Source organism: Mycobacterium sp. NGS48 (assembly GCF_059812585.1).
In genome coordinates this window covers 80,717-106,114 of the sequence record NZ_JCALCY010000007.1, presented here as the reverse complement: position 1 = coordinate 106,114, position 25,398 = coordinate 80,717, and the positions used below count along the sequence as shown (strand labels likewise).

22 protein-coding genes are annotated in these 25,398 nt (G+C 67.9%); 5 read left to right on the top strand and 17 right to left on the bottom strand.

Going from position 1 to position 25,398, the window contains the following annotated elements; genetic code table 11:
- Nucleotides 1-119: 119 nt before the first annotated feature.
- From AC5Y42_RS14910 to AC5Y42_RS14850, 13 genes are all read right to left on the bottom strand, one after another.
- Nucleotides 120-1,079 (bottom strand): cell division protein FtsQ/DivIB, encoded by a 960-nt coding sequence (locus AC5Y42_RS14910; RefSeq protein WP_499899211.1) that lies wholly within the window; start codon nt 1,077-1,079, stop codon nt 120-122.
- Nucleotides 1,076-2,536, bottom strand: coding sequence for a UDP-N-acetylmuramate--L-alanine ligase (gene murC / locus AC5Y42_RS14905; protein WP_499899209.1), 1,461 nt, complete (start codon nt 2,534-2,536; stop codon nt 1,076-1,078). The genes AC5Y42_RS14910 and murC overlap by 4 nt, the downstream gene beginning before the upstream one ends.
- Nucleotides 2,533-3,729, bottom strand: a complete 1,197-nt coding sequence (gene murG, locus AC5Y42_RS14900; RefSeq protein ID WP_499899207.1) for an undecaprenyldiphospho-muramoylpentapeptide beta-N-acetylglucosaminyltransferase — start codon at nt 3,727-3,729, stop codon at nt 2,533-2,535. Before murG ends, murC begins: the two co-directional genes overlap by 4 nt.
- Nucleotides 3,726-5,333: a putative lipid II flippase FtsW gene (ftsW, locus tag AC5Y42_RS14895; RefSeq protein ID WP_499899204.1), complete on the bottom strand. Its 1,608-nt coding sequence runs from the start codon at nt 5,331-5,333 to the stop codon at nt 3,726-3,728. The genes murG and ftsW overlap by 4 nt, the downstream gene beginning before the upstream one ends.
- A 6-nt stretch (nt 5,334-5,339) precedes the next feature.
- Nucleotides 5,340-6,809: a UDP-N-acetylmuramoyl-L-alanine--D-glutamate ligase gene (murD, locus tag AC5Y42_RS14890; RefSeq protein ID WP_499899202.1), complete on the bottom strand. Its 1,470-nt coding sequence runs from the start codon at nt 6,807-6,809 to the stop codon at nt 5,340-5,342.
- A gap of 1 nt (nt 6,810) precedes the next feature.
- The gene (gene mraY / locus AC5Y42_RS14885) at nt 6,811-7,890 is read right to left on the bottom strand and encodes a phospho-N-acetylmuramoyl-pentapeptide-transferase (RefSeq protein WP_499899201.1); all 1,080 of its coding nucleotides are present in this window, start codon (nt 7,888-7,890) and stop codon (nt 6,811-6,813) included.
- Nucleotides 7,887-9,371 carry a UDP-N-acetylmuramoyl-tripeptide--D-alanyl-D-alanine ligase gene (locus AC5Y42_RS14880; RefSeq protein WP_499899200.1) on the bottom strand — a complete coding sequence of 495 codons (1,485 nt, stop codon included), beginning with the start codon at nt 9,369-9,371 and terminating at the stop codon, nt 7,887-7,889. The genes mraY and AC5Y42_RS14880 overlap by 4 nt, the downstream gene beginning before the upstream one ends.
- The gene (locus tag AC5Y42_RS14875; protein ID WP_499899198.1) at nt 9,368-10,900 is read right to left on the bottom strand and encodes a UDP-N-acetylmuramoyl-L-alanyl-D-glutamate--2,6-diaminopimelate ligase; all 1,533 of its coding nucleotides are present in this window, start codon (nt 10,898-10,900) and stop codon (nt 9,368-9,370) included. Before AC5Y42_RS14875 ends, AC5Y42_RS14880 begins: the two co-directional genes overlap by 4 nt.
- 169 nt (nt 10,901-11,069) lie before the next feature.
- Nucleotides 11,070-13,073 carry a peptidoglycan D,D-transpeptidase FtsI family protein gene (locus AC5Y42_RS14870; protein ID WP_499899196.1) on the bottom strand — a complete coding sequence of 668 codons (2,004 nt, stop codon included), beginning with the start codon at nt 13,071-13,073 and terminating at the stop codon, nt 11,070-11,072.
- Nucleotides 13,070-14,107, bottom strand: coding sequence for a cell division protein FtsL (gene ftsL / locus AC5Y42_RS14865; RefSeq protein ID WP_499899194.1), 1,038 nt, complete (start codon nt 14,105-14,107; stop codon nt 13,070-13,072). The genes AC5Y42_RS14870 and ftsL overlap by 4 nt, the downstream gene beginning before the upstream one ends.
- Nucleotides 14,107-15,117, bottom strand: coding sequence for a 16S rRNA (cytosine(1402)-N(4))-methyltransferase RsmH (gene rsmH / locus AC5Y42_RS14860; protein WP_499899191.1), 1,011 nt, complete (start codon nt 15,115-15,117; stop codon nt 14,107-14,109). Before rsmH ends, ftsL begins: the two co-directional genes overlap by 1 nt.
- Before the next feature lie 265 nt (nt 15,118-15,382).
- Nucleotides 15,383-15,814, bottom strand: coding sequence for a division/cell wall cluster transcriptional repressor MraZ (gene mraZ / locus AC5Y42_RS14855; RefSeq protein ID WP_499899188.1), 432 nt, complete (start codon nt 15,812-15,814; stop codon nt 15,383-15,385).
- Nucleotides 15,815-16,118: 304 nt separating this feature from the next.
- Nucleotides 16,119-16,520, bottom strand: a complete 402-nt coding sequence (locus AC5Y42_RS14850) for an SCO2097 family morphological protein (RefSeq protein ID WP_499899187.1) — start codon at nt 16,518-16,520, stop codon at nt 16,119-16,121.
- Between the two features lie 202 nt (nt 16,521-16,722).
- Between AC5Y42_RS14850 and AC5Y42_RS14845 the strand changes: the two genes are divergently transcribed.
- Nucleotides 16,723-17,316: a GNAT family N-acetyltransferase gene (locus AC5Y42_RS14845; protein WP_499899185.1), complete on the top strand. Its 594-nt coding sequence runs from the start codon at nt 16,723-16,725 to the stop codon at nt 17,314-17,316.
- Nucleotides 17,317-17,418: 102 nt separating this feature from the next.
- Complete coding sequence (locus AC5Y42_RS14840; RefSeq protein WP_499899355.1) at nt 17,419-18,042, top strand: DUF3153 domain-containing protein; 624 nt, start codon at nt 17,419-17,421, stop codon at nt 18,040-18,042.
- Here the strand turns inward: AC5Y42_RS14840 and AC5Y42_RS14835 are convergent.
- A complete protein-coding gene (locus AC5Y42_RS14835) occupies nt 18,039-18,935 on the bottom strand; it encodes a mycobacterial-type methylenetetrahydrofolate reductase (protein WP_499899183.1) in 897 nt (298 codons plus the stop codon). The two genes, AC5Y42_RS14840 and AC5Y42_RS14835, sit on opposite strands and share 4 nt — an antisense overlap.
- Nucleotides 18,936-19,141: 206 nt before the next feature.
- Here AC5Y42_RS14835 and idsA2 point away from each other — a divergent pair, with 206 nt between their 5' ends.
- Nucleotides 19,142-20,221, top strand: a complete 1,080-nt coding sequence (idsA2, locus tag AC5Y42_RS14830) for a bifunctional (2E,6E)-farnesyl/geranyl diphosphate synthase (RefSeq protein ID WP_499899354.1) — start codon at nt 19,142-19,144, stop codon at nt 20,219-20,221.
- A 4-nt stretch (nt 20,222-20,225) separates the two neighbouring features.
- Nucleotides 20,226-21,761, top strand: coding sequence for an alpha-(1->6)-mannopyranosyltransferase A (locus tag AC5Y42_RS14825; protein WP_499899181.1), 1,536 nt, complete (start codon nt 20,226-20,228; stop codon nt 21,759-21,761).
- Here AC5Y42_RS14825 and AC5Y42_RS14820 read toward each other — a convergent pair.
- Nucleotides 21,748-22,152 (bottom strand): Rv2175c family DNA-binding protein, encoded by a 405-nt coding sequence (locus AC5Y42_RS14820; protein ID WP_499899179.1) that lies wholly within the window; start codon nt 22,150-22,152, stop codon nt 21,748-21,750. The genes AC5Y42_RS14825 and AC5Y42_RS14820 overlap by 14 nt on opposite strands.
- Nucleotides 22,153-22,231: 79 nt before the next feature.
- On the opposite strand from AC5Y42_RS14820, the gene AC5Y42_RS14815 reads away from it, so the two are divergent.
- Nucleotides 22,232-23,431 carry a protein kinase domain-containing protein gene (locus tag AC5Y42_RS14815; RefSeq protein ID WP_499899177.1) on the top strand — a complete coding sequence of 400 codons (1,200 nt, stop codon included), beginning with the start codon at nt 22,232-22,234 and terminating at the stop codon, nt 23,429-23,431.
- 10 nt (nt 23,432-23,441) lie between these two features.
- Here the strand turns inward: AC5Y42_RS14815 and AC5Y42_RS14810 are convergent, their stop codons facing one another.
- Nucleotides 23,442-24,830: a class II 3-deoxy-7-phosphoheptulonate synthase gene (locus AC5Y42_RS14810; RefSeq protein WP_499899175.1), complete on the bottom strand. Its 1,389-nt coding sequence runs from the start codon at nt 24,828-24,830 to the stop codon at nt 23,442-23,444.
- Nucleotides 24,831-24,886: 56 nt separating this feature from the next.
- Entirely contained in the window at nt 24,887-25,381 is a 495-nt protein-coding gene (locus AC5Y42_RS14805; RefSeq protein WP_499899173.1) for a polyadenylate-specific 3'-exoribonuclease AS, read from the bottom strand.
- Nucleotides 25,382-25,398 lie beyond the last annotated feature (17 nt).

The window sequence follows — 25,398 nt, the reverse complement described above, 5'->3', positions numbered from 1 at the left end:
ACGGACGACGCGATCGACGCAGGCGCGCCGAAACGTTGCGGGCGAATTTCGGCCAATTTTCGGTGCCACATGCCGAGCGTCACGCTGGAGTGGCGCTGCGGGCTACGGGCGGGCCGCGACTACTTGACGGTCGGCAGGTCTGGACTGGATACGTCGTACGTCCGCCCCGGCTGCGTCAACAGCGCCGCCAGCTTCTCGGCCTTTTCCTCGGTGCGGTCGGTGGTCCCCCAGATCACCGTGCGCCCGTCGGTCAGGGTCAGCGTGATCGAGGCGACGGACGGCGCCGCGATCCGGCCCACCTGACCGGCCACCTCCGGGCGCAACGCGGTCAATACCTCGAGCGCCGCCTTGGTAGCCGGGTCGTTCGGCCCGGGATTGTCGACGTCGATATAGGGCAGCGCCGGCGGTGGCGGCGCGGTGGCGAAGTCGACGCCGTCGCGGTCATAGAGATGCGGCCCGTCGGGAAAGTCCTTGACCACTACCGGAACCCGCTCGACGATGGTGATCCGGAGCGCCGACGGGTATTGGCGCTGCACCCGCGCGCTGGCCACCCGCCGAATCGCGGCCACCCGGTCGGCCACCCCGTCGGTGTTGATCTGCAACAACGGGGTTCCGAGTTGGACTTTCGCCGTGTCGAGCACTTCCTCTCGCGTCACCGCACCGGTCCCGGTCACGATGATGCTGCGCGCAGACATCACCGGCGTGAAGTAGAGGATCAGCCCCAGCCCGGTGGCGGCCAGGGCCACCAGCACCGACGCGAGCACCATTTTCAGTCCTCGAACCGCCCCCCGCGGAACGGGTTTGGGTTCGTTGAAACCGCCTCCGCGGGCCCGCCGTTTGGCTTCTCGTCGGGCGTGCTCGATCGCGGTGGCGCGGGCCTGCGCGGCGCGGCGTTCGGCGCGCTCCCGGCGCGCGCGCCGCCGCGGACCCTCGACGGGCTCCGGTTGCGCGGCTTCCTCAGACGGCGCTTCGCGGCCTGCATCGTCGGCGGGCTGCTCGACCGTTTCCTGGTCCGACGGTGTCGCCGGGATCGGTTCGGTGACCGCCTCAGAGGCCGGGCTGTCGTTTGGTTCGCTCACCACAGCACCCCCGGGCGGCCCGGCGCGCTGCGGTTGGCCCGCACCCGCAGCGCCGTCACGATCTCCGGTCCGAGCATCGTCACATCGCCGGCCCCCATGGTGACGACGACATCGCCCGGGCCGGCCGCCGCGGCCACCACCTCGGCGACGGCCGAGAAATCCGGCAGATAGTGCACCGGCACGCTGACATGCTCGGCGACACTGGCCCCGCTCACACCGGCCAGTGGCTGCTCACGGGCGGCATAGACGTCGAGCACGAACACCTCGTCGGCGCCGTTGAGTGCGTGACCGAACTCGGCAGCGAAATCCTTTGTCCGCGAATATAGATGCGGCTGGAAAACCACCAGCGACCGGCCGCTGCCGGCCTGCTCGAGCAGAGTGCGCACGGCCGCCAGCGTCGCGCCGATCTCCGTCGGATGATGCGCGTAGTCGTCGAACACCCGCACCGACCCCGCGGTCCCGATCAACTCGAATCGCCGGCGCACACCCTCGAAACCGGCCAGCCCGTCGAGCACCGCGTCGGGCGGCGCGCCGATCTCGACCGCGGCCAGCAGCGCGCCTAACGCGTTGAGCGCCATGTGCCGGCCCGGCACCGCCAGTCGCATCACCCGCGGATGCGCTTCGCCGGCCAGCTGGATGTGGGCGACCGCGCCGGTGCCCTGCTGCTCCCACGACAGCAGCGCACCGCTCAACCGCGCCGGAGCGCCGCTTCCATAGCGAAGCACCCGAATGCCCAGCGGCGCAGTGCGTTCGGCGAGCGCCGACGCGCCGGGGTCGTCGGTGCAGACGACGAGTGCTCCGCCCGGCGCAAGACGCTCGACGAACGAGTCGAACACCGCGGCGTAGGCATCGGCGCTGCCGAAGAAATCCAGATGATCCGCCTCGATGTTGGTGACGACGGCGACATTGGGCGTGTATTCGAGCAGTGAGCCGTCGCTTTCGTCGGCCTCGGCGACAAAGCTGTCGCCGCTGCCGTGGTGGGCGTTGGTGCCCGCCTCCCCCATCTCGCCGCCGACCGCGAAGGACGGGTCGCACCCGCAATGCTGCAGCGCGACGATGAGCATCGACGTCGTCGTCGTCTTCCCGTGCGTGCCGGTGATCATCAGCGTGGTGCGCCCGGCCATCAGCTTGGCCAGCACTGCCGGGCGCAACACCACCGGAATGCCGCGTCGACGGGCTTCCACGAGTTCGGGGTTGGTTTTCGGGATCGCGGCGTGGGTGGTGATGACCGCGGTGGCGCCGCCGGGCAGCAGATCCAGCGACGACGCATCGTGGCCGATCCGGATCAGTGCGCCGCGGGCACGCAACGCGCGCACTCCGCGCGACTCCTTGGCGTCTGATCCCGACACCTGTCCGCCGCGGTCGAGCAGGATGCGGGCGATCCCCGACATGCCCGCTCCCCCGATGCCGACCATGTGGACCCGCTGCAGGTCGGGTGGCAGCGACTCGGCGCTCATTGCCGCCCCCGCCCGGTTCTGGCGGGCTTCCCGACCCGCGCCTCGCGCGCGACGTCCAGCGCGACCCGCGCCACTTGCTCGGCCGCGTCGGGGTGCCCGGCCAGCGCCGCGGCAGCCGTCATCGCCGACAGCCGCGGCGCATCGCCCAGCAGTGCGGCTACCTGCTCGGCGACGAACCCGGGCGTCAGATCGGCGTCGGCGACCAGTAGCCCGCCGCCGGCGTTGACCACCGGTAGCGCGTTGAGCCGCTGCTCGCCGTTACCGATCGGCAGCGGCACGTACACCGCGGGCAGGCCCACCGCGGAGACCTCGGCGACCGTCATCGCCCCGGAGCGGCAGATCGCCAGGTCGGCCGCCGCATACGCCAGGTCCATCCGGTCCAAGTAGGGCACGGCCACATACGGCGGGTCGCCGGGCGCTGCGGTGCGCAGTTCGATGGTGTTCTTGGCGCCGTAGGCGTGCAGCACCGCCACTCCGGCGGCGGCCAGCTCTGCGGCGGCCGCGGCGACGGCCCGGTTGATCGACGCGGCGCCCTGCGAACCGCCGAACACCAGCAGCACTCGGGCATTGTCGGCGAAGCCGAAATGCGTGCGTGCCTCGGCCCGCCACGCCGCGCGGTCCAGGGCGGTGATCGCCGCGCGGACCGGCACGCCGACCACTTCGGCGTGCGGCAAGCCGGGGTCGGGCACCGCCGAGAGGATCCGCTGCGCGCGGCGGGCGCCGACCCGGTTGGCCAACCCGGCGCTGGCGTTGGCCTCGTGAATCACCACCGGAACGCGACGGCGACGGGCGGCGAGGTAGGCGGGCAGCGCGACGTATCCGCCGAATCCGATCACCACATCGGCATTGACATCGTCGAGCACCGCGCGGGTTTGGCGGACTGCGCGTATCACCCGCGCCGGCAGCCGGGCCAGATCTCCGGTCGGCTTGCGCGGCAACGGCACCGGGGTGATCAGCTCGAGACGGTAGCCACGCTCGGGCACCAGCCTGGTTTCCAGGCCCCGCGCGGTTCCCAATGCGGTGATCCGGACCTGCGGATCCAGTGCGACCAGCGCGTCAGCGACGGCCATCGCGGGCTCGACGTGCCCGGCGGTGCCGCCGCCGGCGAGCACCACCGACAACGACCGGCCACCGGGCCGGCTCCCCGAGTCGCTGTTCACCCCGCTGGTCGGCTCCGTGACAGAGTCGTTCACCCGTAACGCTGACCTTCCAGTGCGCGAGCGCGCTTGCCGCGTAGCTGGCGCTGGTCGGCGAAGCGCTGTTCACGTCCATCATGCCGCCCCCGCACGCGGGCGGCGGCGCCTGCCTCCGGGTGCTGGCCCCCAGACCGGCGGGCGGCCCCTCCGGACCCTCGGACCCGCCGATCCGTTTTCGGGGGTCTGCCCGTTCGGCCGGCCGACGGGGCCCGGTCAGCTTTGTGCTGCTGCTTGGGTGGCTGCGGGCGGGTCCGTAGGCGGTCGCGCAGCGCTTCGACCCGGGTCGGCGAATACGGCTCTGGCAACGGCAGTCGCAACAGCCGGTTCATCCGGTCGTCGCGCCCAGCACGCAGGGCGGCAACGGCCTCCGGTTCGTGACGGGCCGCATTGGCCATCACTCCGATCATCAGAAGTGTTGTGGCCGTGGATGTTCCACCAGCTGAGATGAGCGGCAGCTGGATCCCGGTGACCGGCAGCAGCCCAATCACATAGCCGACGTTGATGAACACCTGACCGGCGATCCACAAGGTGATGGTGGCGGTCAGCAGCCGCAGAAACGGGTCGGCGGAGCGGCGCGCGATCCGCATGCCGGTGTAGGCGAACAAGCCGAACAGCGCCAGCAGTCCGAACGCGCCGACGAAACCGAGTTCTTCGCCGATGATCGCGAAGATGAAGTCGTTGTGGGCGTTGGGCAGATAGTTCCATTTGGCGGTGCCCTGGCCGAGGCCGTGGCCGAAGATGCCCCCGTTGGCCAGCGCGAATTTGGCCTGGCGGGCCTGGTAGCCCGAGCCCTGCGCGTCGGCGGCCGGATCGAGCCAGGACTGGACCCGGTCGGAGCGGTAACCCTCGGACACCGCCAGGATCGCCGCGGCCACCATGACTGCGAGCAACGAGCTGCAGAACACCCGCAACGGCAGCCCGGCGTACCACAGCAGGGCCAGCAGGATGATGCCCAGTGACACTGTCTGCCCCAGGTCGGGCTCGGCGACGATCAGGGCCAGCGCAATGACGGCCGCCGGGACCAGCGGGATCAGCATTTCCCGCAGCGTGGCGCGCTCCAAGCGCCGGGCGGCCAGCAGGTGCGCGCCCCAGATGGCGAAGGCGATCTTGGTCAGCTCGGAGGGCTGCATCGAGAATCCGTGGATCACGAACCACCCGCTGGAGCCGTTGGAGATGGTGCCGACGCCCGGGACAAGTACCAGCACCAGCAAGACGATGGTGAATGCGAAACCCGTGAAGGCGACCCGGCGCATGAAGTGCACCGGCATCCGCAGCGCCACATAGCAGGCGATCAGGCCGATCACCGTCCACAGCACTTGCTTACCGAAGATGATCCAGGCCGAGCCATCGGCGTCATAGGAGTGCACGCCCGACGCGGAGAGCACCATGATCAGGCCAAGCGTGGTCAACAGCGCGGCCACGGCGATGATCAGGTGGAACGACGTCATGGGCCGGCCCAGCCAGGCGCCGAACCGGGTCCGCGGCCCGCGTGACGCGCTGGGGGCGGTCGCGGCCTTGTCGGGCGCGTCCGCCTCCGCGGCCTCCGCCGTCTCCCCGCCCTTCGTGCCCCGGCGCAGCAACCGGGTCAGCGCGTTGCTCACCAGTGGCTACCGAGTTGTGGCGCGTGCGGCGGCCGCGAATGCGTCGCCCCGGTCGGCATAACCGCTGAACTGGTCGAAGGATGCGCCAGCCGGCGCCAGTAGCACGGTGTCGCCGGGACCTGCCAGATCGCGCGCGGCGGCCACGGCCGCGCTCATCACGCGACTGCCGACAGCCTCGTCGGGCACCTGAACAACTCTTGTCACAGGAGTAACAGAAGACTCAGCAGTCGCTTGCATATCAATATCCTCACCTGTCACAACCTGTACGACGGGGACCTCAGGCGCGTGTCGTGATAACGCGTCGGCAACCGCGGCCCGGTCACGACCGATTAATACCGCTCCGACCAGGCGGTTTGCGACCCTGGCCACGGTCGTGTCGATCGACGCGCCCTTGAGCAGGCCGCCGGCGATCCACACCACCCGCGGGTAAGCCAGCACCGACGCCTCGGCGGCGTGCGGGTTGGTGGCCTTGGAATCGTCGACGTAGCTGATTCCGTCGACCACAGCGACCACCTCCGCGCGATGCCGGCCGACCTGGAACGTCGCCAGGGCATCCGCGATCGCGTCGGCGCCGACCCCGACGCTGCGGGCCAGCGCCGCCGCGGCCAGCGCGTCGAGCACCCCTACCGGACCGGGCACCGGTATCGACGCGACGGGTGCCAGCGCCAGGTCGTTGGAGCCGGCTGAGAAAAAAGCCCGGTCGATCAGCATGCCGTCGCGCACGCCGAGTTCCCCGCCGGCGGGTTCGCCGAGGCGGAATCCGACGTGCACCGGGGCTGGCGCGCTGTCCAGCAGCGCGGCCGCCCGGATGTCATCGAGCCCGACGACGGCCACCCGACCGCCGAGCACCTGCGCCTTGGCGGCGGTGTAGTCGGCCATCGTGCCATGCCAGTCCAGGTGGTCCTCGGCGATGTTGAGCACCACACCGGCCTCGGGCCGCACCGACGGCGCCCAGTGCAGCTGGAAGCTGGACAATTCGACGGCCAGCAGGTCAGCGGGCTCGCGGAGCGCGTCCAGCACCGGTTTGCCGATGTTGCCGCAGAGCCGGGAATCCAGCCCCGCAGCGCTCAGCATGGCCTGCAACATCGACGTGGTGGTGGTCTTGCCGTTGGTACCGGTGACGGCCAGCCAGCGGCGGGGCGGCCCGTAATGACCGGATGCGTCGAGCCGCCACGCCAGCTCGACGTCGCCCCAGATAGGGATGCCCGCCGCGGCGGCGGCCACCAGCACCGGCGCGGTCGGCCGGAAACCCGGACTGGTGATCACCGCGGTGTAGTCGCCGATACGCTCGGCGGCCGCCGACGGTGTCACGGTCGCCACTCCGGCGTCGGCGTGCAACTGCCGGGTGGTCGGGTCGTCGTCGCACAGGGCTGCCGTCGCACCCAGCGAGGCCAACGCCGTCAGCACCGACTTTCCGGTGACACCGCCGCCGGTGACTAGTACGGAGGCACCGGCAGACACCGGCTTGAGGGTCATGTCAGTCGCCGGCTGCCGCGAGCCATTCGCTGTAGAACAGCGCCACACCCAGGCCGCAGCTGATCGCGGTCAACAGCCAGAACCGGATGATCACCGTGGTTTCGGCCCAGCCGACCAACTCGAAGTGATGATGAAAGGGCGCCATCCGGAACACCCGCCGCCCGGTGGTGCGAAACGTCAGGATCTGCAGCACCACCGAGACGATCTCGGCGACGAACAGCGAACCGAGCACCACCGCGAGGATCTCGGTCCGGCTGGTCACCGACAACCCGGCGATGATGCCACCCAGCGCCAGAGATCCGGTGTCGCCCATGAAGATCTTGGCCGGCGCGGCGTTCCACCACAAAAAGCCGATACAGGCGCCGGCCGTTGCGGCGGCGATCAGCGCCAGGTCCAGCGGGTCGCGCACGTTGTAGCAACCCAGGCCCGGCGCGGTGGCGCAGGCGTTGCGGTACTGCCAGAACGTGATCAGCACGTAGGCCGCGGTGACCATCGCCATCGCCCCGGCCGCCAGCCCGTCCAGGCCGTCAGTGAAGTTCACCGCATTGGACCAGGCGCTGACCATGACCACGCAAAACAGCACGAACAGGCCGGGAGCCAGTGTGACGGTGGCGATTTCACGTACATAGGACAGATCGGCGCTGCCCGGCGTCAGGCCGGCATTGTTGCGGAACTGCAGCACCAGCACCCCGAACAGCAGGGCGGCGGTAATCTGACCGACCGTTTTGGCCGTCTTGTTCAGCCCGAGATTGCGCGAGCGGCGGATTCCGATCAGGTCGTCGACGAATCCGACACCACCCAGTGCGGTGGCCAAAAACAGCACCAGCAGACCCGATGCGGACGGGCCCTCGCCGTCGAGCGCCAGGCCCACGACGTGGGTGCCCAGGTAGCCCGCCCAAATACCAGCCAGAATCGCCACCCCGCCCATCGACGGGGTGCCGCGCTTGGTCTGGTGGCTGGGTGGACCGTCTTCGCGGATCTCGTGGCCGAATCCCTGAATGGTGAAGAGCCGGATCAACAGCGGGGTCAGCACGATGGACACCGTCAGCGCGATGGCGACGGCGATGAGGATTTGGATCATCGGCCAGCGCCCCGGGCGCCTGCTGTCAGCGCGTCAGCCAGCGCCCCGAGTCCGGCGGCATTAGAGGCCTTGATGAGCACCACATCTCCGGACTGCAGTTCGGCCCGCAGCAGTGCCAGGGCGGCATCGGCGTCGGCGACGATGCTGGCTTCGCCGCCCCATGAGCCCTCCATGACCGCGCCGTGGTGCATGGCGCTCATAGCCCTCCCTGTTCCCACGACAATGAGTCGAGTCACATCTAAGCGCACTGCTAACCGGCCGACGCGGTCGTGCTCGGATATGGCGTCTTCACCGAGTTCGGCCATCTCGCCCAGCACCGCCCAACTGCGCCGGCCGCCGCGGGCCATCCAGGCCAATGCCTGCAAGCCGGCCCGCATCGAATCCGGGTTGGCGTTGTAGGCATCGTCGATGACGGTCACCCCGTCGTCGAGGCTGGTCACCCGCATGCGGTGCTGCGACACCGGGTGTGCCCCGGCCAGCGCGGTGGCCACCTGTTCGACGGTGGCCCCGCACTCCAGCGCGACCGCTGCCGCGCACAACGCATTGCTGACGTGGTGGTCGCCGTGTACGGCCAGGCCGACATCGACGGCGTGCCCGCCGGCATGCAGCGTGAACTGCGGCCTGGCCAATTCGTCGAGGGTGACGGGACCGGCCCAAACGTCGGCGGGCTGCCGGCTGACCTTGATCACCCGGGCCGCGGTTTTGTCGGCCATCGCTGCCACTGCCGGATCGTCGACATTGAGCACGACCACTCCGGACCTCGGAATGGCTTGTGGTAGTTCGGATTTCGTGTCCGCAATGGCTTGTCGGGAACCGAACTCGCCTAAGTGCGCGGTGCCGACGTTGAGGACCACCCCAATGGTGGGCGGCGCGATGGCGGCCAGCGCGGCGATGTTGCCGGGGTGGCGTGCCGACAGTTCCAGGATCAAGTAGTCGGTGCTCTCGTCGGCGCGCAGGACGGTCCAGGGATGGCCCAGTTCGTTGTTGAACGACCCGGGCGGTGCGATCACCTCGCCCAGTGGGGCGAGCACCGCAGCCAGCAGGTCCTTGGTCGACGTCTTGCCCGACGAGCCGGTGACCCCGACGATGGTCAGTCCTTGGGCGACGAGTTCAGCCGCCACCGCCGCGGCGAGCTTACCCAGCGCCGCCAGCACCGCCGCGCCCGATCCGTCGGTGTCGTACTCGAGCACGCCGGCTCTGCGGGCGACCCGCTGCGCGTCCGGGGCCACCACGACCGCCGGCACGCCCACCGGCCGGGCGGCCAATACCGCGACCGCGCCCGCCGACACCGCCGAGGCGGCGTGGTCGTGCCCGTCGGCGCGGCCCCCCGGCAGAGCCAGAAACAAGCCGCCGGGAGTGATCTTGCGGGAGTCGAACTCGACCGTTCCGGTCACGTGCAAAGCGGCGGCGGCCTCCGGCGAGATGTCGACCAGTTCGCCGCCGACGATCTCGGCGATCTGCGCGACCGTCAGGGTTATCACCGGCGCGCCTCCAGCGCGGCGGCCAGTTCGATCCGGTCATCGAATGGGCGAGTGTGTCCGCCGCCGCTCTGCCCGGTTTCATGGCCCTTGCCGGTGATCAGCACGATGTCATCGGGGCCCGCCCAGGCAACGGCATGCCGGATCGCCGCGCGCCGGTCGCCGATTTCGACAATCTCTGCTGCGCTGCCGGCGTCGGCGGCGCCGGCCAGGATCTCTCGGCGAATCGCGGCCGGGTCCTCCCCGCGCGGATTGTCGTCGGTGACGACGACCAACTCGGCCAACTCCGCGGCGATTTTGCCCATCGGTGCCCGTTTGCCCGGGTCACGGTCGCCGCCGGCCCCGAAGACCACCGCCAGCCGGCTGCCGGGGCGGCGCAGCGATTGCAGCACCGCACCCAGTGCGCCCGGCTTGTGGGCGTAGTCGACCAGCGCCAGGAAGTCCTGCCCGCGGTCGATCTGCTCGAGCCGCCCCGGGACCGCGGCGGCGCGGAGTCCAATCGCCGCCTGCTCTGGAGACACCCCGAGCGCATCCAGGATGGCCAGTGCGAGAAGGGCATTGGCGATGTTGTAGCTCCCCGGCAACCGAATGCCCACCCGATGGTGCACCCCGGCCGGGTCGACGGCGGTGAACTGTTGCCCGGCGCCGTCCGCGGCCACACCCTCGGCGCGCCAGTCCGCGGCCCGGCCCGCAGCGCTGACGGTGACCACGCTTTCGGCGCGCTCGGCCATTACGCGGCCGGCGTCGTCGTCGATGCAGACCACCGCGCTACGGGCGTGCACCGGCGAAGCGGCGTCGAACAATCGCGCTTTGGCCTCGAAATACTCGGCCATGCTCGAGTGGAAGTCCAGGTGGTCGCGAGACAAGTTGGTGAAACCCCCGACGGCGAAAGTGGTTCCGTCAACCCGCCCCAGCGCCAGTGCGTGACTGGACACTTCCATCACCACGGTGTCCACACCGCGTTCGGCCATCACCGCGAGCTGGGCCTGCAGCGCGGGCGCCTCCGGTGTGGTCAGCGCGCTGGGAACGTCGGCCCCGTTGATGCGGATGCCGATGGTCCCGATCAGCCCCACTGTGCGGCCGGCCGCCCGTAAACCGGCCTCAAGCAGGTAGGACGTCGTGGTCTTACCCGACGTTCCGGTGATCCCGACCACGACGAGCCGGTCGGAGGGCTGCCCATAGACAGTCGCCGCAAGCTCGCCCAGGACGCGGCGCGGGTCCGGGTGAATCAGCACGGGCACGCGGCCGAGTACCGCGGCGTTCAATTCGGCAACGCCGCCGGCATCGGTGAGCACCGCCACCGCGCCGCGCTCGACCGCGTCGCCGGCATAACGGGCGCCATGTGTGGACGAGCCGGTCAGCGCCGCGAACAGGTCGCCGGACTGCACGTCCTGTGCCCGCAAGGTCACGCCGGTGATCTGCACCTGCGGGACGGCGCTGCCCTCGGCGGGCACTGCGCCTACCTGGGCGGCCAGGGCCGGCAGCGGCACGGCGCCGACGGTGCTGGGCCGCAATACCGTAGCCACCGTCATCACCTCCGTCCGCCATGGTCTGAAGCCGCCACGATCAGCGATGACACCCTATCGAGCCACCTGCCGCTACGGGCTCTGGCGGGTCGCGCCGGTAACTGCCTCACAGTCGCCAGCCTGCACACTGGCTCGCGTGGTGGCTGCGGCTTTCGCTATTCTTCGTGACCCGCCGCTACAGCGCCTGCAATGTCAGCGGCGGCCCGGGATCGGCTGACAGCGGAACATTCTCGCGCTGCAACAGCCAGCCCGCGATGTTGTGGAACAGCGGAGCGGCCGACGTCCCGGGCGACCCGTCGGCGGCATGGTGCGGGTTGTCCATCATGATGCCGATGACATACCGCGGGTTGTCGGTGGTGGCCATGCCGGCGAAGGTGATCCAGTAGACGTCATCGAAGTAGCAGCCACAGGCGGGATTGATCTGTTGGGCGGTACCGGTTTTACCGGCGATCTGGTAGCCCTCAACGGCAGCCGCCGGCCCGGTGCCCTGCTGGTAACCCATCGGGTCTCGCTGCACGACTGCGCGCAACATGTTGCGCACGGTCTGCGCGGTTTGCGACGAAACCACCCGGACGCCTTGCGGGCGCGGCTCTTCGGTTCTGGTGCCATCGGGCGCGATGGTCGCCTTGACGATGCGCGGCGGCATCCGCAGCCCGTCATTCGCAATGGCCTGGTACATACCGGCCATCTGCAGCAGGGTCATCGAAAGTCCCTGCCCGATAGGCAGGTTAGAGAAGGTGCTGCCTGACCATTGGTCGATCGGCGGCACCAGCCCGGCGCTCTCACCAGGCAGGCCGACACCGGTGCGCTGACCCAGACCGAACTTGCGAAGCATGTCGAACCAGCGATCCGGGCCAACCCGCTGGGCCAGCATGAGTGTGCCCACGTTGGACGACTTCCCGAACACACCTGTGGTGGTGTAGGGCATCACGCCGTGGTTCCAGGCGTCGTGGACGGTGACACCGCCCATGTGGATCGAGCCGGGTACCTGCAGAACCTCGTCTGGGTTGCTCAGGCCGTGTTCGATGACCGACGACGCGGTAATGATCTTGTTCACCGAGCCCGGTTCGAACGGTGAGGAAACCGGCAGGTTGCCCATCTGCTTGTCGCCCTGGCGTCCGATGTCCTGGGACGGGTCGAAGGTGTTGTCGTTCGACATCGCCAGCACTTCACCCGTTTTGGCGTCCAGCACGACGGCCGACACGTTGTGGGCTCCGGACAGATTCTTGGCTTGCTGCACCTGTTGTTGGACATAGAACTGGATGTCGTCGTCGATGGTGAGCTGAACGGTCGACCCGTTGACCGCCTTGTGCTGGTTGCGGTAACTGCCCGGGATCACCACCCCGTCGGACCCGCGGTCGTAGGTGATGGAGCCGTCGGTTCCGGCCAGTGCGGCGTCCAGCGAGTCCTCCAGGCCAAGCAGGCCGTGACCGTCCCAGTCGATGCCGCCGACGATGTTGGCCGCCAGCGAGCCACCCGGATACTGGCGCAGGTCCTGTCGTTCGGCGCCTACCTCCGGGTACTTGGTGGTGATGGCAGTCGCGATGGCCGGGTCGACAGCGCGCGCCAGATAAACGAAGGTTTCGTCGCTCTGCAACTTCTTCAGCACCGTGGCCGAATTGGGTTTGTTGTTCAACCGCGCGGCGACTTCCTTGGCGATATCGCGCAGCCGCTGCTGTGGGTCCGGGCTGCTGGCTGTCTTCTGTTTGGCCTCGGCGAGCTGCTTGCGGATCTTGCGCGGCTGGAAGGTCAACGCGCGGGCTTCGATGGTGAACGCGAGCTGGTTGTTGTTGCGGTCGACGATGCTGCCGCGAACCGCCTCTTCGACGTCGGTGACCTTCAGCTGCCCGGCCGCTTCGGCCCGCAGGCCGGCGGCGCGCGGAACCTGCAAGTAGAACAGCTGCACGGCCGCCACGATCAGCGCCAAGAAGATGACCACGTTGCCGGTTCGGTGCCGGAACACGAACGACGCACCGCGTACTCCCAAATCCACCGCCTGCCGGGTACGGCGGACCCGCGCTGAGTGGCCGCTGGGCGCGCTTTTGGTCCGCGCCGCCGCTTTCGGTTTTTTGGCCCGTTTAGCCCGCTCGGCTTCAGTTGCCCGCCTTGGCTTGCGTTGCCCACGCCCCGGTTGCGCCGACTGTGATTTGCGACTCCCCGAGCGACTTGCGCCCTTCACCTGGCGCCACCGGGGCTTGTGACGGCCAGCGGGCCGAACTGCTCGCCGTTGGTCGGTGGAGCGGCGGGGGCCGGCGGCGCAGCAGCCGGCGGAGCGGGCACGGCAGCTGCCGATGCCGGAAGCGGACCCGGCGGCGGAACCACGGCCGGTGCGCCGGGCGCCCCGGGCGCCGGGGGTGCGGCATTGGTGGGCAGGTGCTGGATGCCCAGGGTCGTTGCGCCGTTGGGATCGCGGACCAGGACTTGCGGCCCCGACGTTCCCGGCCCGATCGGCGCGCCATTGCCCGGAGAGACCTGCACCGGCACTTCCAACGTTGCCGGCGGAGGCGCCGGCTTCTCATCGGGCAGCTTGGTGTTCAGCGGCGGGGGCGGCGCACCCTCGGCCGGCTTGGGCGTGCCGACCACCACCCAGGCTCCGGTTTGGTCCTGGATCAAGTGGGCGGTGTCTTTGGTCGGGATCATTCCGAGATCGCGGGCTTCTTCAGCCAACGCCGGCGCTGCCTGCGCTTCCAGCACGTCGCGTTCGAGTGCTTCTTTTTGTTGCTGCAGTATCTGATTCGTCTGGCGCGCGGCGCCCAACTGGTAGGAGCGCTCGGCGGAGTCGGTCGACAGCCACAGCGTGACGCCCAGCCCGGCACCAAGCGAGCCGATGACCAGCACCACGAACGGCACCTTGGCCGCCAGTGTGCGCGGTCGCAGATCGATCGCGGCCAGCCGGTTCAACACCCGATCGCGCAGTGGTGGCCGGATGACTTTGGGCGCTTTCGCTTTCCGCGCTTTCGCCCGGGCTTTGGCCTGGCTGGCAGTCTTCGGCCGGGTGACCCGCTCGGCGGGCCGAGACATCGGCGTGGTTTGCGGCGCTGATCGTGATACTCGCGGCTCGCGGGCCGGTGCCGAGCCCTTCGCCGTCCGCGCCCGGGTGCGGCGTCCCGCCGGGGGTTCAGCCGGCCGGCGCTTCACCTTGCGGCGGACATCGTCGTGCGCGCGACGGCGATCGCTGCCGCCACGCTGTGGCGCTTCGCGTTTGGCTTTCATCAATCACCCCTCCTTGTTGCCCGTCGTCGAGGTTCAGTTCGTTGCAGTGCCCGCAGCCGTACGGCGGCGCTACGCGGATTGCGTAGTATTTCGGCATCGCCGGAACGTTCGGCGCCACGCGTCAGCGACGTGAATTGCGCTGAGTGCTCGGGCAGTTCGATTGGCAGACCGGATGGCGTGCGCGAGGAGGTAGCGTCGGCGAAGACGCGTTTGACGATGCGGTCTTCCAGCGACTGATACGCCAGTACCACGATGCGCCCACCGACACTCAGGGCCTCCAGCGCAGCCGGCAGGGCGTCGGTCAACGAATCCAGTTCGGCATTGACTGCTATCCGCAACGCCTGAAACGTTCGTTTGGCCGGGTGACCGCCGGTGCGCCGGGCCGGGGCCGGAATCGCTTGGTAAATAAGCTCTACCAATTCGCCGGTGGTGGCGAACGCAGTGGCGCCGCGCCGCCGGACAATCTGTGCGGCGATGCGGCGCGCGAACCGCTCGTCGCCGTAGCGGCGCAGGATATCGGTGAGCGTGCGCTCGTCGTAGCTGTTGACGATGTCGGCCGCGCTCAGCGGAGACGTCGGGTCCATCCGCATGTCCAGCGGCGCGTCGTGGGCGTAGGAGAAGCCTCGCTCACTGCGGTCCAGTTGCATGGACGAGACTCCGAGGTCGAAGAGCACTCCGTCTACAGAACCTGTTGGCAGATACCCTGATTCAGCCAACGCAGCGGTGATGCCGTCATATCGGGTGTGGACGAGCTGGACTCGGTCGGTGAAGCGCGCCAGCCGCGCACCGGCGATGTCGAGGGCAGTGGGATCACGGTCGAGGCCGATCAGGCGCAGCCCCGGCAGTGCGGTGAGGAAACGCTCCGCATGCCCGCCGGCGCCGATGGTGGCGTCGACGAGAGCCGCCCCTGTCCCGTCGAAATGATGTCTGGTCAGCGCCGGGCTGAGCAACTCAACACAGCGGTCGGCCAGCACGGGTACATGGCCGAAATCGTCTGTGGCGTCAGGCATGGCATCAACTCCCCGACGAATGGCCGGTCGGTGGGCGACCCGCCGCGGCCGGGCGGTTGCCTGGCCGGTCGGCGTGCGACCCGCTGCGCCCGGCTTCGCCGAGCTTGCGATCGCCCGCTCGGTCGGCGTGCGACCCGTTGCGCCCGGCTTCGCCGAGCTTGCGATCGCCCGCACATCGAGGTCCCTGTCCGATAGCGCGAACCTGGCGTTGGGGAAGTACGTCAGGGTCGGTTCGGGCAGAGGCCACGGTGCACGGGCATGCGCCTCAGATGATGTCGCCGAGTGCTTCATCGCTGGCCGCGGAGAAGTTCTCTTCGTGGGTCTGTTGGTAGTTGTCCCAGGCCTGCGCGTCCCAGATTTCGAGGTAATCCACCGATCCGATCACCACACAGTCCTTCGACAGGTTGGCGTAACGGCGATGGTCGGCCGACAACGTAATCCGGCCTTGGGCGTCGGGATGTTGTTCGTCGGTCCCGGCGGCCAGGTTGCGCAGGAACGCCCGAGCCTCCGGGTTGCTTCGTGACACTTTGCTTGCTCTACGCGCGAGTTGCTCGAACTCTCCACGGGGGTAGACGGCGAGGCTGTGGTCTTGGCTCTTGGTGACCATCAACCCCCCTGCCAGCGCGTCGCGAAACTTGGCGGGCAGCGTGAGCCGCCCCTTGTCGTCGAGCTTGGGCGTGTAGGTGCCCAGAAACATCCGGCCACCTCCCACCGTGCGGAGTCTGGGATCCTCCTCACCCCGACTTCAGCCACCATACCCCACAATCCCCCACTTTGCCCCATTTGTTACGTGGTAAATCGGAGTTTCCTGGCCACCGGCTCGCTCCGGTCGGCCATGCGAATGCTTCGGGCACCGTGGTCAAAACAAGAAACCAGCAGCTCAGAGGTCAGATTTCGCTGAGTGGGGCGTTGTGGGGGCCGCTGCCCTGCCGGTTGTCGATGTGCCTTGTGTGAGGCAGCAAAAAAGGGACGGCCGAGGCCGCCCCTTGATCGGTTAGCTGCTAGTCGTCGAAGCGGCGGCGAAACCGGTCTTCCATCCGGCTGGTGAAGGACCCGCCAGTCCCCTTCGAGCGGCGTTGACGCACACTCGGCGTCGATCCCGGGTGGTCACGGCGACCGGACAGCCGCGGGCCGGTGATGGCGAAAACCACGCCGCCGAACATGACGATGAATCCCAGGACGGACAAGATCGGGAGCCCGATCATCCAGGTGGCCTTGAACGCCACCCCCGATACCAACATCGCCAGCCCCACGACGAACAGCGCCGCGCCCTGGATGCGCCGCCGCGCAGTAGGCGCTCGGAATCCCCCGCCACGGACGCTCGATGCAAATTTGGGGTCTTCGGCATAGAGAGCGCTCTCGATCTGGTCGAGCATCCGCTGCTCATGATCGGAGAGTGGCATTCGTCCCTCCTTGCCGACAAGCTGTTCCGTGACGATGCCCTTGCGTGGGCACCTAACTCAGATGATACGAGGTGGATCTACGCCATACCACTGGTTCGACAGCTGATTGTAGCCGCGCTGATTAGCGGTCGGCACGAGACTGCCGGTCCGATAATGACGGTGGAAGCATGGCATCAAATTGACCCCGAGGAGGCACCGCGAGGTGGCGACATTCTTCATCGACCTGCCGCCGCACGATATGGAGCGCCGACTCGGTGACGCCTTGGGTGTGTACGTCGACGCGATGCGTTATCCGCCCGGCACCGAAAACCAGCGCGCCGCAGTCTGGCTGGAACACTCGCGGCGACACGGGTGGCAGGCCGTGGGCGTTGTGGAAGTGGACAGCGCTGACAATCCGTCGACCGCCGATCTGGGCGCGGCGCCGCTTCTCGGCGTCGCCTACGGCTATTGCGGCTCGCCGGACCAGTGGTGGCAGCAGCAAGTGGTGGCGGGTTTGCAGCGCGGAGGTTTTCCCGGCCCGCAGATCGCCAGCCTGATGGGCAGCTACTTCGAGCTGACCGAACTGCACATACACCCACGGGCGCAAGGCCACGGTCTGGGTGAGGCGCTGGCGCGACGGCTGCTGGCCGGCCGCGATGAGGCCAACGTGCTGCTGTCCACGCCAGAGATCAACGGCGAGGCCAATCGCGCCTGGCGGTTATACCGGCGGCTCGGCTTCACCGATCTGATCCGCGGCTACCATTTCGCCGGCGACCCACGGGCGTTCGCAATCCTGGGCCGCACGCTGCCGCTGTAGCCGTGCGTCTGGCACGATGACCTGGTGCGCGCCCAGTTGCTGACCGGCCGGCTCACCGGACGCCGCGTGCTGACGGTGGCGCTGCTGTTGTTGGTGGTGCCGATGGCAGCCGGATGCCTGCGGGTCAAGGCGTCGATCACGATCTCGCCGGACGACACGGTGTCCGGGAGCATCATTGCGGCGGCCAAACCACGCTCCGACAAGGACGCCGGGCCACAGCTCGACTCGAACCTGGCATTCAGCCAGAAGGTGGCGATCTCCAAATACGATCGCGACGGCTATGTGGGGTCCCAGGCGGTGTTCTCCGATCTGACCTTCGCCGAAGTGCCGCAGCTGGCGAGCATGAATCCCGATGCCCAGGGCGTGAACTTGACGTTGCGCAGGGCGGGCAACCTGGTGATTCTGGAAGGCCGGGCGGATTTGACGTCGCTGACCGACCCGGATGCGGACGTCGAACTGACGGTGGCCTTCCCCGGTCCAGTGACCTCCACCAACGGCGAGCGGATCGATTCGGAGCTGGTCGCGTGGAAGCTCAAGCCGGGCATCGTCAGCACCATGACCGCCCAGGCCCGGTATACCGATCCCAGCACCCGCTCCTTCCGCGGCGCCGCGTGGTGGTTGGGCCTGGGCTCGCTCGGAGTCGCCGGACTAGTGGCGGTGCTGGCCTGGTTGGGTCGCGACCGCTCCCCCCGGTTCGCCGAACCCAGCGACCAATCGTCCAACTAAGCCGTGGCAGGGGGCGACCAGTAGTCCAGCATCTCTGCGAAGGTCTCGAAAGCCGCCGCGGAGACGCCATACGTCGCCTCGAAATGAATGCTCAGCGGATAGCCAAGCTCGGCGACACCATCGATCACCCGCTGGTAGAGGTCGACCATCAGCTTGCGCCGTTGAGCAGGTTCACTGTTCGCCAATGTCTTGACGAAGGCCTGCTCATCCGCGACCGCGGCGTTACCCGGGTCCTGGATGAGCCAATTGATCAGGCCGATCCGATTTTCGACCTTCGGCACGAAACCAAGCGAGAGCAGGATCTCGGGCCGGTGGTCGGACTGCTTGGCGAAGTCGGTCAAAAACCCCACGATCGCGTCGGAATACAACAGCTGGGTCAAAGCGAACGTCGCACCCTGATTGCACTTGAAATTAAAGCGACCGGCTTCCTCGGCCCGGGTTGGAATCATGATCACGCCGCGATTGGCCACCTGCTCGCGATAGATCGATAGGGCGTCGGTGGGCGCGACGCCGGAGCCTTCGCCGTCCTGCATGGTGCGGGGCACACCGACGAAGACCACGCCCTCGATGCCGGCATCAACCAGACCGCTCAACCGTCGGCTCAGAGACTGCTCGTCGGAGAACGCGGTGACCTGGGTGCACAGCCCACGCACCCCGGGTAACTCCGGCGTGATCGTGCGCCAGAAGTCCAGTACGTCGAGCTTCGGTTTCATCTCGACTGGCCGGTCGTCCTCCTCGGCGATCATCCCGGGCATCATCACGTGCTCGATCCGGCCGCCAATGCCGGCGTCCGCAGAGAACTGCAGCACTTTGCGGGCGTCTTCGATTGCCTGTTGCGGGCCACGATCCACGTTCGGCGGTACCAGCTCGAGCGCGATGGTGTTGAGAGTCACAAGGTGCTCCTCGTCGAATGACTACTTTTGCAACGGCATTCTTTGCCGCGCCGCGCCTCCGCCGCGTCTTCTCGAACACCGGGCGACCTTGCGCAGGTTTCAGGCCAGCATAGGCGGCAGATAGTGAGCCTGTCGAAGCAACTGCCCCGCCGTCGAGCGACATAGACTGTCGGCCCAGGGCAGCTATAGCAGAAAGGGGCGCGGCGCTGAGCGTCGAAGCAGCGGCAACCGTCGAGTTCGCCGACGCCATCACCGACCAGTTGCGGGCGTATCTGCGTGAGCGCCGCAAGGGCGCCGCCCATATCGGCGGCGAGTACGAGAATCTGATCGCCGGCCTGGAAGAGTTCGTCACCAGCGGCGGCAAGCGAGTGCGGCCGGCGTTCGCCTATTGGGGGTGGCGCTCGGTATCCACCGAAACTCCCGGAACCACTGTGCTGCTGTTGTTTTCGGCGCTGGAATTGTTGCACGCTTCGGCGCTGGTGCACGACGACGTGATCGACGCGTCGGCCACCCGCCGTGGCCGCCCCACCACCCACATGAAATTCAGTGCGCTGCACCATAGTCGGCGCTGGCAGGGATCGTCTGAGTGGTTCGGAACGTCGGCAGCCATCCTCCTTGGCGACCTGGCGCTGGCGTGGGCGGACGACATCGTCGCCGGCATCGACCTGCCGTCCGATGCATGCCGTCGGGTTCGGCGCGTTTGGGCCGATATCCGCACCGAGGTGCTCGGTGGCCAGTATCTGGACATCGTGGCCGAGGCCAGCGGCGCGGATTCGATCGCTTCGGCAATGACTGTCAATACGTTCAAAACCGCGTCGTACACCGTCTCGCGGCCGCTGCAGTTAGGTGTCGCCGCCGCCGCGGACCGGCCCGAGGTGCACGCCCTTTTCCACGACGTCGGCACCGATTTGGGGGTGGCTTTTCAGTTGCGCGACGACGTGCTCGGCGTGTTCGGAGATCCGGCCGTCACCGGCAAACCCTCCGGTGACGACCTGCGGGCCGGTAAGCGGACCGTGCTGCTCGCCGAGGCAATCGGGTTGGCCGACAAGTCCGATCCGGCGGCGGCCAATGTGTTGCGCACCTCGATCGGCACCGATTTGACCGACGCACAGGTTCGCGACCTGTGTGGCGTGATCGAAGCCACCGGCGCTCTGACAATCGTGGAAGACCGTATCGAGCGGCTGACCCGGCGCGCACTGGCCGCTCTGGCGTCGGCGCCAATCGAAGCCGCCGCCAAGACCGGGCTGTCCGAGCTGGCCAGACTGACCGCCAACCGAACTGCCTGAGCCGATGTCCACACCGACGCCAGCACCGACAGAAGACGCGGCCGATCTTGCCACGCAACGTTTTTCGCGACTACGCGAGTTTGTCACCAGCCCCGAGGCGCGGCCGGCACTGCACGGCTGCCTGGCAGCGGTACTGATCACCACGGGCGGACTCGGGGCGGGCAGCACCAAACCGCACGACCCATTGCTGGAGTCGATGCACTTGTCCTGGCTGAGGTTCGGCCACGGGTTGGTGTTGTCGTCGGTTCTGCTGTGGCTGGGTGTCGCGCTGATGTTGATCGCATGGCTCGGGCTGGGCCGTCGGGTGATTGCCGGCACTGCGACCGAATACACGATGGTGGCCAGCACCGGTTTCTGGCTGGCACCGTTACTGCTGTCGGTACCCGTCTTCAGCCGTGACACCTACTCTTATTTAGCCCAGGGCGCACTGCTGCGCGACGGCCTGGACCCCTATGCGGTGGGCCCGGTCGATAACCCGAACGCATTGTTGGACAACGTCAGTCCCATATGGACCATCACCACCGCACCATACGGTCCGGCGTTCATCCTGATCGCGAAGCTCGTCACGATGCTGGTGGGCAATCATGTCATCGTCGGCACCATGCTGTTGCGGTTGTGCATGCTGCCCGGGCTGGCGCTGTTGATTTGGGCCACACCACGCATCGCCCGACATCTCGGCGCCGACGCCCCGACAGCACTGTGGATCTGCGTGCTCAACCCGCTGGTGATCATTCATCTGATGGGCGGCGTCCACAACGAGATGCTGATGGTGGGCCTGATGGCCGCCGGCATCGCCCTGACCTTCGAGCGCCACCCTGTCGCAGGAATCGCGGTGGTCGCCATCGCCGTCGCGGTCAAGGCGACCGCCGGCATCGCACTGCCGTTTTTGGTGTGGGTATGGATGCGCCAGCTCTGCGACCGCCGCGGATATCGGCGGCTGCGGGGCTTCACCGTGGCCGCCAGCACCTCGGTACTGATCTTCGTCGCGGTCTTCGTGGTGTTGTCGGCCGTGGCCGGCGTGGGTCTCGGCTGGCTGAGCGCGCTGGCCGGGTCGGCGAAGATCATCAACTGGCTGACCGTGCCGACGGCGACGGCGAATCTGGCGCATGCCATCGGCGGATGGTTTTTCCCGGTCAACTTCTACGCGGTGCTGCAAGTCACGCGCATCGCCGGCATCGTGATCATTGCTGTCTCACTTCCGCTGTTCTGGTGGCGATTCCGCCGCGATGACCGTGCAGCGCTCACCGGCATCGCGTGGGCGATGCTGGTCGTGGTCTTGTTCGTGCCCGCGGCATTGCCCTGGTATTACACCTGGCCGCTGGCAGTAGCGGCCCCGCTGGCCCAATCGCGTCCGGCGGTCGCGGCGGTCGCCGGCTTCTCGACATGGATCATGGTGATCTTCAAACCCGATGGTGCCCACGGGATGTACTCGTGGGCCCACGTCATCATTGCGACCGGCTGTGCGCTGATCGCGTGGTATGCGCTGTATCGGACGCCGCAGCCAGACGTCGACACCGCCGAAAGTGTCAGTACGCCATAGCCTGCGCTCGGCGTAATACTTCGCGCGCCTGGTGGGCGTGCAGGGCATCGACGGGGCGAGCGTTGTTGATGGCGTCACGCGTCCCGTCGCGGGTGACTGTCAGTGATGGATCGGGCGTGAACAGCCAACGCAGGATTTCGGTATTGCGGTAGCCGCCGTCGTGCAACACCATCAGCAAGCCGGGCAAGCTCTTGACCACGTGTCCGGATTCGGTGAAAAAGATCTGCGGCACCAGCACGTCGCCGGCACGCCGCACAGCAACCAAATGGCCCTCGCGCAATTGTTGGTGCACCTTGGTCACCGGCACACCCAAGAGTCGGGCGACGCCAGGCAGATCGTAGGTGGGTTCGTCGGGCTGCAGAACGTCGTCGCCAGCCGGAATGCTGCTCATCGCGCCCAGTCTAGAACCGATTCCGGCACGCTGAGTGCACGTTTCGGGCGGAAATCTCACCGCCGCCTACGATGGCTCCGTGAGGGGAGCGGACGCCGGGGATGACCTGGAGGGCACATTGCTCGACGGGCGGTACCGCGTTGCGACCAAGATCGCCACCGGCGGGACCTCGACGGTGTACCGCGGGGTGGACCTGCGGTTGGACCGGCCCGTCGCGCTGAAGGTGATGGATTCGCGCTACGCCGGCGACGAGCAGTTCCTGACCCGCTTCCGGCTCGAGGCTCGCACCGTGGCACGGCTCAAGGACGCCGGTCTGGTCGCGGTATACGACCAGGGTCTCGATGCTCGGCACCCCTTCCTGGTGATGGAGCTCATCGAGGGCGGCACCCTGCGCGAGTTGTTGACCGAGCGGGGCCCGATGCCGCCGCACGCTGTTGCCGCAGTGCTACGCCCGGTGCTCGGCGGGCTCGCGGTCGCGCACCGGGCGGGACTGGTCCATCGCGACGTCAAACCGGAAAATGTGCTGATCTCCGACGACGGCGAGGTCAAAATTGCCGACTTCGGGTTGGTCCGTGCCGTGGCAGCGGCCGGGATCACCTCGGCCAGTGTCATTCTCGGCACTGCGGCCTATCTGTCGCCCGAACAGGTCCGCGACGGCGATGCCAGTCCGTGCAGTGACGTCTACGCGGTTGGAATCATGGCTTTTGAGCTACTGACCGGGGAGCCGCCGTTTTCCGGCGACTCCCCTTTGTCGGTGGCTTACCAGCGGCTGGATGCCGATGTGCCGGCGCCCAGCACGGTGATCGACGGCGTGCCAGGCGAATTCGACGAGTTGGTGGCGCGTGCGACAGCGCGCGACCCCGCCGACCGTTACGCCGACGCAGCCGACATGCGCGCCGAGCTGGATGACATCGCCGATGAGACTGGGCTGCCGGAATTCCGGGTGCCGGCGCCCCGCAACTCGGCTCAGCATCGGTCAGCCGCCGCCTCCCACAGCAGAATTGAGGAAGACCAGACCACCGATGCGCATCGGCGCTCGGCCGGGCCGACACCGGTGCACCACCCCACCCGCCAACTGGCCCGCGACGACTGGCCGGAGGAACCCGAAAACCCGAATGAGCCGGAGCAATTCGCGGGTATCGAAATGAGCGAGTTCGTGTGGGCTCGCCAGCACGCCCGGCGGATGGTGCTGATTTGGCTAGCGGTGGTATTGGCGGTCACCGGCCTTGTCGCGGGGGCAGCATGGACGATCGGCAGCAACCTGAGCGGCCTGTTGTGAGGCTCGGCAGCTAGTCGCGCAGCATTTCTGCGACGAGGAATGCCAGTTCCAGCGACTGCTGGGTGTTCAGCCGCGGGTCGCACGTCGTCTCGTAGCGACCCGCCAGGTCGGTGTCCGAAATGTCTTGCGCCCCACCGAGACATTCGGTGACATCCTCGCCGGTGATCTCGACGTGAATGCCGCCCGGGTAGGTGCCCAGTGCGCGGTGCACCTCGAAGAAGCCCTGGACCTCGTCGACGATGCGGTCGAAATGCCGCGTCTTGTAGCCGTTGGACGACTCGTGGGTGTTGCCGTGCATGGGGTCGCACTGCCAGATCACCTGATGCCCGGTGGCCTGCACCTTCTCGATGATCGGCGGCAACAGGTCACGCACCTTGTTGTTGCCCAGCCGGCTCACCAACGTCAACCGGCCCGGCTTGTTGTGCGGGTCGAGCCGCTCGACGTACTCGACGGCCAGCTCCGGTGTTGTCGTCGGCCCGATCTTGACGCCGATCGGGTTGGCGATCACTTCGGCGAACGCGACGTGTGCGCCGTCGAGTTGCCGGGTCCGGTCGCCGATCCACAGGTAGTGCGCCGACAGGTCGTACAGCTGCGGTTCGCCGTCCTGGCCGTCCGACATCCGCAGCATGGCGCGCTCGTAATCGAGCACCAGCGCCTCGTGGCTGGCGTAGATCTCGGCGGTCTGCAGATTCCGGTCGGCCACCCCGCAGGCGCTCATGAACTGCAGGCCACGGTCGATCTCAGCTGCCAGCGCCTCATAGCGGGCGCCTGCCGGTGAGGTTCGGACGAATTCGCGGTTCCAGTCCTGCACCAGGTGCAGCGAGGCCAGTCCCGACGAGGTGAGTGCGCGTACCAGGTTCATCGCCGCGCTGGCGTTGGCGTAAGCACGCACAAGTCGCGACGGGTCGTGTTCGCGCGTTGCGGCCTCCGGGGCGAACCCGTTGACCATGTCACCGCGGTAGGACCGCAAGCCCAGCGCGTCGAGATCGGCCGAGCGCGGCTTGGCGTACTGCCCGGCGATGCGGGCCAGCTTGATCACCGGCAGGCTGGCACCGTAGGTGAGCACCACAGCCATCTGCAACAGCGCGCGGATGTTGGCGCGGATGTGCGGTTCGGTGTTGTCGACGAACGTCTCTGCACAGTCACCGCCCTGCAACAGGAACGCCTCACCGCGCGCGACCTGCGCCAACATCTCCTGTAACCGCACAATCTCGGACGCCACCGTTATCGGTGGGACGCTCTCCAGGACGGTGCGCATCGCCTTGGCCTGGTCGCTCGGCCAGCTCGGCTGCTGAGCGGCGGGCTTGGCCAACGCGGTGTCGAGTTGGGCGCGCAGATCGGCCGGCAACGGTGGCAGCGACGGCAGCTGGTCGATCGGTACGTCGACGGTCCAGTTCACCCGTCTATGGTAACCGGGCGCTGCAGCCCCCTGACCAGCGCAGTTCACCAGGGACGCTAACCGGCCGGATCACCGTCGGCGGTAATGATCCGAAACCGCCGCAGCTGGTCGCGGGCGTCGACCAGGGCGTCGTGGACGTCCGGTGGTCGGCGCGGCATCCGAGGCCGTCCCCGCTCCTCCCATAGCTGGCGCAGCTCCCGGGTGAACTTGGGCATCGCCGCCGGCAGTGCCGTCATCGCCCCCCACAGCTGACATAACGCCACATGGTCGTAGGCGCCTACCCAGGCCCACAGCTCGATCGGCTCGCCGTCGTCGACGCCGAAGAACGCCTCTAGATCCGACCGGATCCGAGCGCGGCTGCGCCACAATTGCGACGCCGGCGGCGGCAGCTTGGGCAGCACGTGGGTGCGCACCCAACTGCCTGCCCGCTCCGGGTCGAATTCGGTCGACACCGCGTAGTATTCGCGGCCGTTCTCGGCCACGACCCCGATTGAGATCAAATCGATCGTGCGGCCGTCCTCGATGAACTCGGTGTCGTAGAAATACCGCACGCCGGGGAAGCCTAGCC

Bases quoted from the DNA above. Each gene is read 5' to 3' on its own strand.
- murC (WP_499899209.1), bottom strand. From the start codon at position 2,536: ATGAGCGCCGAGTCGCTGCCACCCGACCTGCAGCGGGTCCACATGGTC.
- murD (WP_499899202.1), bottom strand. From the start codon at position 6,809: ATGACCCTCAAGCCGGTGTCTGCCGGTGCCTCCGTACTAGTCACCGGC.
- mraY (WP_499899201.1), bottom strand. From the start codon at position 7,890: ATGATCCAAATCCTCATCGCCGTCGCCATCGCGCTGACGGTGTCCATC.
- AC5Y42_RS14875 (WP_499899198.1), bottom strand. From the start codon at position 10,900: ATGACGGTGGCTACGGTATTGCGGCCCAGCACCGTCGGCGCCGTGCCG.
- ftsL (WP_499899194.1), bottom strand. From the start codon at position 14,107: ATGAAAGCCAAACGCGAAGCGCCACAGCGTGGCGGCAGCGATCGCCGT.
- rsmH (WP_499899191.1), bottom strand. From the start codon at position 15,117: ATGCCTGACGCCACAGACGATTTCGGCCATGTACCCGTGCTGGCCGAC.
- mraZ (WP_499899188.1), bottom strand. From the start codon at position 15,814: ATGTTTCTGGGCACCTACACGCCCAAGCTCGACGACAAGGGGCGGCTC.
- AC5Y42_RS14850 (WP_499899187.1), bottom strand. From the start codon at position 16,520: ATGCCACTCTCCGATCATGAGCAGCGGATGCTCGACCAGATCGAGAGC.
- AC5Y42_RS14840 (WP_499899355.1), top strand. From the start codon at position 17,419: ATGGCAGCCGGATGCCTGCGGGTCAAGGCGTCGATCACGATCTCGCCG.
- AC5Y42_RS14825 (WP_499899181.1), top strand. From the start codon at position 20,226: ATGTCCACACCGACGCCAGCACCGACAGAAGACGCGGCCGATCTTGCC.
- AC5Y42_RS14820 (WP_499899179.1), bottom strand. From the start codon at position 22,152: ATGAGCAGCATTCCGGCTGGCGACGACGTTCTGCAGCCCGACGAACCC.